Annotated in this window: 5 protein-coding genes; 2 read left to right on the top strand and 3 right to left on the bottom strand. The window is 56.7% G+C overall.

The window, feature by feature from the left end; all coding sequences use genetic code 11:
- From BLQ59_RS16250 to BLQ59_RS15340, 3 genes are all read right to left on the bottom strand, one after another.
- The coding region (locus tag BLQ59_RS16250) for a hypothetical protein (protein WP_218122924.1) at window positions 1-197 on the bottom strand (197 nt) is incomplete at its 3' end.
- 28 nt (window positions 198-225) lie between these two features.
- Window positions 226-621, bottom strand: a complete 396-nt coding sequence (locus BLQ59_RS15345; protein WP_074573680.1) for a response regulator — start codon at window positions 619-621, stop codon at window positions 226-228.
- Window positions 618-2,003 (bottom strand): PAS domain-containing sensor histidine kinase, encoded by a 1,386-nt coding sequence (locus BLQ59_RS15340; protein ID WP_074573679.1) that lies wholly within the window; start codon window positions 2,001-2,003, stop codon window positions 618-620. Before BLQ59_RS15340 ends, BLQ59_RS15345 begins: the two co-directional genes overlap by 4 nt.
- Window positions 2,004-2,204: 201 nt before the next feature.
- On the opposite strand from BLQ59_RS15340, the gene BLQ59_RS15335 reads away from it, so the two are divergent.
- Together BLQ59_RS15335 and BLQ59_RS15330 are read left to right on the top strand one after the other, a co-directional pair.
- Window positions 2,205-4,397 carry a Tex family protein gene (locus tag BLQ59_RS15335; RefSeq protein WP_074573678.1) on the top strand — a complete coding sequence of 731 codons (2,193 nt, stop codon included), beginning with the start codon at window positions 2,205-2,207 and terminating at the stop codon, window positions 4,395-4,397.
- The gene (locus BLQ59_RS15330) at window positions 4,394-6,313 is read left to right on the top strand and encodes a nicotinate-nucleotide--dimethylbenzimidazole phosphoribosyltransferase (RefSeq protein ID WP_074573677.1); all 1,920 of its coding nucleotides are present in this window, start codon (window positions 4,394-4,396) and stop codon (window positions 6,311-6,313) included. Before BLQ59_RS15335 ends, BLQ59_RS15330 begins: the two co-directional genes overlap by 4 nt.
- The last annotated feature ends 326 nt before the right edge of the window (window positions 6,314-6,639 follow it).

Below are 6,639 nucleotides of genomic sequence, written 5' to 3'. Positions count from 1 at the left end.
TGAACATACGCGCCGCCGGCCTGCCCGGCGCAGGTAACTAAAACAGTACGCACTATTACTGGCGGGTCATTTAGTGAAGCGGCGAAGAAGTATCCCCGCCTCCGCCCCACAAATCTGTAACCAATTGCGTTTAAGCATGCACTCACAAACTGCAATTTACATAAAAAATGTCCGTTGACACTTTTGTCAACGGACATTTTTGTTCTTCCAAATTCCCTTTGTTTATCAGCTGATCAGCCCCAGATCCATCATGACCTCCTGCACCTGCGCCATTTCAATGGGCTTGGATGCATAGGCATCGCACCCGAGTTCGAAAGCCTGGTCCACATAATCCATATCGGCAATCGCCGTCATCATGATGATCTTGGCCTGTTTCTCCGCCTCTACTTTATGCTGGCTTTCCAGTTCCCGGATCAGTTTCAATACCATCAGCCCGTCCACCTTGGGCATCATGATATCCAGACACATCATATCATAGGGTTCTCCGGCCTTGAAAGCCTCAACATATTTATCAATGGTTTCCAGCCCATTGGCCGCGGTGTCGCACTGTCCGTATTCCTGCAGGAACTCTGTCAGGAACGTGCGGCTGAGCCGGTCATCCTCGGCAATCAATATCTTCATGGCAATCCCTCCCTGGATGGTAAGCTTATGCCGTTTGCCATTTTCTGCATACAGTAATTCATCAGATTTTCCGTACGGGGATCGTCATGCAGCACAGCGCTGCCTTCCTTGCCGCCCGCTTTGCGCGGCCGCAGGAAAATGCGCTTTTCCCCGGTGGTGGAATCCGCCTCCTGCAGAGGCATCCAGAATGACATGCATGTCCCCTGCCCCAATTCGGAATCAATGCTTATCGTCCCTCCCATGAGCTCGATGAGCTCCCGGGAAATCATAAGTCCCAGCCCTGTACCGCCGAACAGGCGCGTGGTACTGCTGTCCGCCTGGGTGAAGGGCCGGAATATCCGGTCAATCATGCACTCATCCACGCCGATGCCCGTGTCCTCCACGCTGAACTCCAGCGTCGGCTGTCCCTGGCGGCTGCCCAGATAAGCGGCCAGCGTGATCTTGCCGGTTTCCGTGAACTTCAAGGCATTGGCCAGCAGATTATGGAGCACCTGCCGCAGACGCAGGGGATCGCCCTGCACCAGCCGGGGCAGGCTGCTGTAATCAGTCAGCACGAACTTCAGCCCCTTGGCGCCGGCCAGCTGTTCATAGATGGCGCCCATGCGCGCCAGAGTCTCATGCAGGTCAAAGCCGATGTGTTCCAGACGCAGCCTGCCATTTTCCAGTTTGGCAAAGTCTAAGATATCATTCAGGATATGCAGTAAGTCATCGGCACTGTGCTTGGCATTCTGCAGGCACTCCTGCTGCTTCTCCGTCAGTGGCTCCCTGCCCGCCAGTTCCAGCATGCCCACAATGCCGTTCAAGGGCGTGCGGATTTCATGGCTCATCGTGGACAGAAACTGCGTCTTTGCGCGGTCAGCATTTTCGGCTGCAGTCTTTGCCTTCTCCAGCTCCTGTTCATAGCGCTTGCGCAGGGATTCATCCACCATGGTGATGATGAGCTGCTTCTCTTTGCCAGTCCCATGCTGAGATACCCCCAGCTGCAGCCACATGCGCTCCCCGCTATGGGCATTTTTCATCTGCACGGTGAACTCACTGGAAAAATCATCATCGGCAACAGCGGCTTCGATATTGCTCCGCACAGGACAATGGCGGCAGTTCCGGCCATGGCCGCAGCCTTTTTCCAAACTGTTCTCACAGCAAAAGGCGTCACCAAACTGGCGGCCCAGCACATTGACGCCTTCCGCCTGCATGATGATCCTGCCCATATCATTGACCGCCAGCACATTCCCTTCTGCATCGAGCAGACAGATGCCCACCTTCGCTGCGGAAAACACGGCACTCATATATTGTTTACTGGCATCCAGACGGGCCTCCAAGGCCTCGATCTGGCTCATTACCCCCTGCAGCTGCGGGGGAAGCTTCTTCACGGTCTTGCTCATAATCCCGCCTCCTAATGTTCAGCTGTTGTCCGTCTCCACACAGAATACAACGCGCACAATCAAGAGGCTTTGCAAAGTAATCCTAACTTAATAATAACACAAAGCCGTCCTATTGTATAGGAGATTTCACCTGAAAATTTGAACCCCTGCAATGGATAAGGTATAATGTACATTATATTGTAAAGGAAGTTGGTGCATACCATGCAGATAAATGATATCCCCGTACTGATTGCCAAAGAACTGGGCGTGACGCCCAAACAGACAGCAGCAGCCATTGAACTTTTGGACGGCGGCAACACCGTGCCCTTCATCGCCCGCTACCGCAAGGAAGCTACCGGCGCTTTGGAAGATGAACAACTGCGCATACTGGAAGAGCGGCTGACCTATCTCCGGAATCTCGTCAAACGGCAGGAGGAAATCCTCAGCAAGATCGAGGAACAGGGCAAACTCACGGATGAACTGCGCACGGCCATTGAAAAAGCCCAGAAACTGCAGGAACTCGAGGATCTGTATCTGCCTTATAAGCAGAAAAAACGCACCCGCGCCCAGATTGCCCGGGAGCGCGGTCTCGAACTCTTGGCCAGGATGATGCTCGAACAGGCCAAGATCAGCGGCACGCCGCTCGATGAAGCCGCTGCCTTCATCCATGAAGAAAAGGATGTGCCCACGGCCGAAGCTGCTCTCGCGGGTGCCATGGATATCGCTGCAGAGACCATCATGGAGGATGCCAAGCTGCGTGCGGCTATGCGCAGCCGCCTCTGGAACAATGGTCATGTGGAAACCGAGCTCGTGGAGGATGCCGAAGAAGCCCAAACCTTTGCCATGTATGCAGAATACAGCGAACTCATCCATACGCTGCCCTCCCACCGGATTCTGGCCATCAACCGCGGCGAGGCCAAGGGCTGCCTCAAGGTCCACGTGACCATCGACACCGAAGACTGCCTGCACCGCATTTTCCGCCGTGTAAGCAAGGCGCCGTCCAAGTGGGATGAAACCTTGCAGGCCGTGATCGAAGACGGCTGGAAGCGCCTGTTGTTCCCAGCGCTCGAACGCGAAGTGCGCAGCCAGCTCACCGAAGATGCCGAAGCACAGGCCATCAAGATCTTCGGCGTGAATCTGAAGCAATTATTGCTGCAGGCACCGCTGGCCGGTCATACGGTACTCGGCCTCGACCCAGGCTACCGCACGGGCTGCAAGATGGCCGTCGTCGATGCCACTGGCCATGTTGTCGACCACGGCGTAATTCAGGTCACCCAGAGCGAAGGCGCTAAAGCTGCCGCTGCCAAGACCGTGCTCAGCCTGATCAAAAAACACAACATCACCCTGATTTCCATCGGCAACGGCACAGCTTCCTACGAAACAGAACAGTTCACGGCCCAGCTGATTGCCGATAATCAGCTGACGGACGTACACTACCTCATCACCAATGAGGCCGGCGCTTCCGTCTACTCCGCGTCAGCGCTGGCCAAGGAAGAACTGCCCGAATACGATGTCACCATCCGCGGCGCCGTCTCCATCGCCCGCCGTATCCAGGATCCCTTGGCCGAGCTCGTCAAGATCGATCCCAAAGCCATCGGCGTGGGGCAGTACCAGCACGATGTCAACCAGAAAGAACTCGGTGCCACGCTCGATGCCACGATTGAAAGCACCGTGAACCATGTCGGCGTGGACCTCAATACCGCCAGCTCCGCACTCTTAAAGCATATCGCGGGCATCAATGCCACCATTGCCAAAAACATCGTGGCCTACCGCAATGAAAACGGCATCTTTACCAGCCGCAAACAGCTGCTCAAAGTGCCGCGTTTAGGTCCGGCCGCCTTCACCCAATGTGCGGGCTTCCTGCGCATCGCAGGCGGCAAATCCCCGCTCGACAATACATCCGTTCATCCCGAATCCTATGCCCTGACTGAAAAACTGCTGGAACGCTTAGGCTTCAGCCTCGCTGACCTCAGCGATAAGGATGCACTGGCCATGCTCGCCGCCAAATCGAAACTGGCCGACTGCAGCAAGCTGGCCAAGGAACTGGATGCCGGCGAATTGACGGTAAAGGATATTCTCGCGGCCCTGGTCAAACCGGGGCGCGATCCCCGCGAAGACCTGCCTGCGCCGTTGACGCGTCAGGCCGTCGTGAAGCTCTCCGATATCAAGGAAGGCAGCATCATGCGCGGCACCGTGCGCAACATCACAGACTTTGGCGCCTTCGTGGACATTGGCCTCAAGACTGCGGGCCTGATCCATATCTCCGAGATGAGCAAAAAACGCATCAAACACCCGCTGGACGTGCTGGCCGTAGGCGATATCGTCAAGGTCATGGTCATCAGCGTAGATGAGAAACGGAACCGCATCGGCCTGTCCCTGAAGCAGGTTCCACAGGAGGAGGCACGAATCGGATGACTTTGCTGGAAAAAACCATTGCCGCCATCGAACCGGCGGACCAGGAGCTGGCAAAACAGGCCGCCACGCAGTTGTCTACGGTGCTGGAAGGTGACGATGACTCCCTTGGCCGCTTAAAGGACCTGCTGCTGCGCTATCTTGCCATTGCCGGCGACCTGCATCCGGCCGCCCCGGACAAATGCACGGTCATCTGCTGCAGCAGCCACGGCGTAGCCTCCGAAAGCGTCAGCGCCTACCCGGAAGAAACCACCCTGCAGATGACGCAGAGCTACCTGATTGGGCAGGGCGCAGCCGCCAATGCCTTTGCCAACTTTGCCGACAGCGAGACCTTCGTGGCCGACTTCGGCATCAAGGCAGAAAAGATTGACATTCCCGGTCTGCTGGACTGCCGCATCGATAACGGCACGCAAAATATCGCCCAAGGCCCGGCCATGACCAAAGAGCAGGCACTAGCCTGCCTGGAAAAAGGCATTGAACTGGCTGAAAAGCTCATTGCCGAAGGATTTGACTGCCTGCTGCCCGGCGAAATGGGCATTGCCAACACCACGATCAGCGCTGCCATCGTCGCCGCCATCTGCGGCAAGACCGCTGCGGATGTCACAGGCCGCGGCACCAATATATCCGACGAACGCCTGGCCAAAAAGACCGCAATCATCGAGCGCGCGCTGGATCTGAACCAGCCGGACGGCAGTGACGGACTCGATGTGCTGGCCAAAGTCGGCGGCTTTGAATTTGGGGCCATTGCCGGGCTGATCCTGGGCTTTGCCGCCCACAAAAAAGCCGTGATCCTGGACGGCGCCAACTGCGCCGCCGCCGCTTTGCTGGCCCAGAGCCTTGCACCAGACTGCGTGGATTACCTGCTGCCCTCCCATCGGGGCGGCGAACCATCCCAGGGCTTTGCTCTGGAAAAGCTGGGACTTACCCCCATGCTGCATCTGGACCTGCGTTTAGGCGAAGCCTGCGGCAGTTCCATTCTTGCTAAAGAACTGGAAACCATGCTGACTATCTGGGATGTGGTGAGCCACCTGCCCCATGATCCGGTGGAGACACCGTTCCAGCAGGTTTACATGCCCAATCTGTCCCCGAAGGTCACCAACAAGACCTTCGACTTCTATCTGTCCACCATGCAGGATTTGGATCTTCCCGCCATGCAGGCTTGCAAGGAACGCATTGATAATCTGGTCAAGCCTTTGGATAGCCTGGGCGCATTGGAACAGATTGCCGTGGAAATCGCCGGCATCACCGGCGATGAACTGCCTAATTCCGGCCTTGACCGGGCACTGCTCTGCTTTACGGGCAAAGTCAGCAATCCCCTGCAGATGCAGCTGATTGCCGCCAGTTCCCAAAACAGCCGGGCCGACGTGACCATGGCCCATGTGCGCGAAGGCCTGCCGCTGACCGCCGCCTTCGACTTCGGCCGGGAACAGGGAGAATTCCTCTCCCTCTCCTATCCGCTTTTGGGACTTTCCCTGACGGAAATCGACGAGCACGCCCCGTTCGGCACCACGAGCGAACTGCTGCGCAGTGAGCTGTTGAATGCGGATGGCAGCCTCAGATATCCGGCAGACGAATTCCTCGCCCATGCGCCGGAAGCCGCCCAGCCGTTTATCGGCGCCATGATTGGTGCCATCATCGCCGCCGCCCATAACAGCGCCTTCATCATCCTCGATGACGAAGCCAGTGAGATCATCGCCCGCTATACCGAGCTCTTATGCCCGGACGTGCGACCCTATATCCTCCATGTACAGCCCTTACTCTTAAAGGCAGAGTGTTCTCTGCCCGGCGGGCTGATTGCCACCTTAGGCATGGATATCGCCGAAGCCGCCCTCTATATGCTCAACGATATGCGCACCTTCGCCGAAAGCAAGGTGGCAATTGCCAACGACGGACCAGGCGCAGAAAAACAGTTCTCATGAAAATTGCAGTTTATCGGGGAGTTCGTGCTGAAGGTATCCCGTTTATACGTTGTCAGGGGTTCACGGGGGAGTACTTTTGCTGTTTCCGCTAAACGTCCCTCCCTGTCAAGTTAGAGCTATTTAGCGGGATGCGCCGGGCAGGCCAGCGGCGCGTCTTTCAGCGTGCTTTCCAGTTACTACCTGCGTCGGGCCGGTCTTCGCTTACTCTCTGACTGTCGCTCCTACAGCAAAAGCACTCCCCCGTGAACCCAAGAAACGGAATTGACAATCAGCACGAACCGTTGCTCCCGTAACAAGAACATCGATGTAATTGCGGCTTCCAGCCG

It is taken from the genome of Pseudoselenomonas ruminantium, from assembly GCF_900104055.1.
Taxonomy (GTDB): Bacteria; Bacillota; Negativicutes; order Selenomonadales; family Selenomonadaceae; genus Selenomonas_A; species Selenomonas_A ruminantium_C.
This window is presented reverse-complemented; position numbering and strand designations above follow the sequence as displayed.

What these genes read in the sequence shown, in the direction of transcription:
- BLQ59_RS15345 (WP_074573680.1), bottom strand. Translation starts at nt 621, where the DNA reads ATGAAGATATTGATTGCCGAGGATGACCGGCTCAGCCGCACGTTCCTG.
- BLQ59_RS15340 (WP_074573679.1), bottom strand. Translation starts at nt 2,003, where the DNA reads ATGAGCAAGACCGTGAAGAAGCTTCCCCCGCAGCTGCAGGGGGTAATG.
- BLQ59_RS15335 (WP_074573678.1), top strand. Translation starts at nt 2,205, where the DNA reads ATGCAGATAAATGATATCCCCGTACTGATTGCCAAAGAACTGGGCGTG.
- BLQ59_RS15330 (WP_074573677.1), top strand. Translation starts at nt 4,394, where the DNA reads ATGACTTTGCTGGAAAAAACCATTGCCGCCATCGAACCGGCGGACCAG.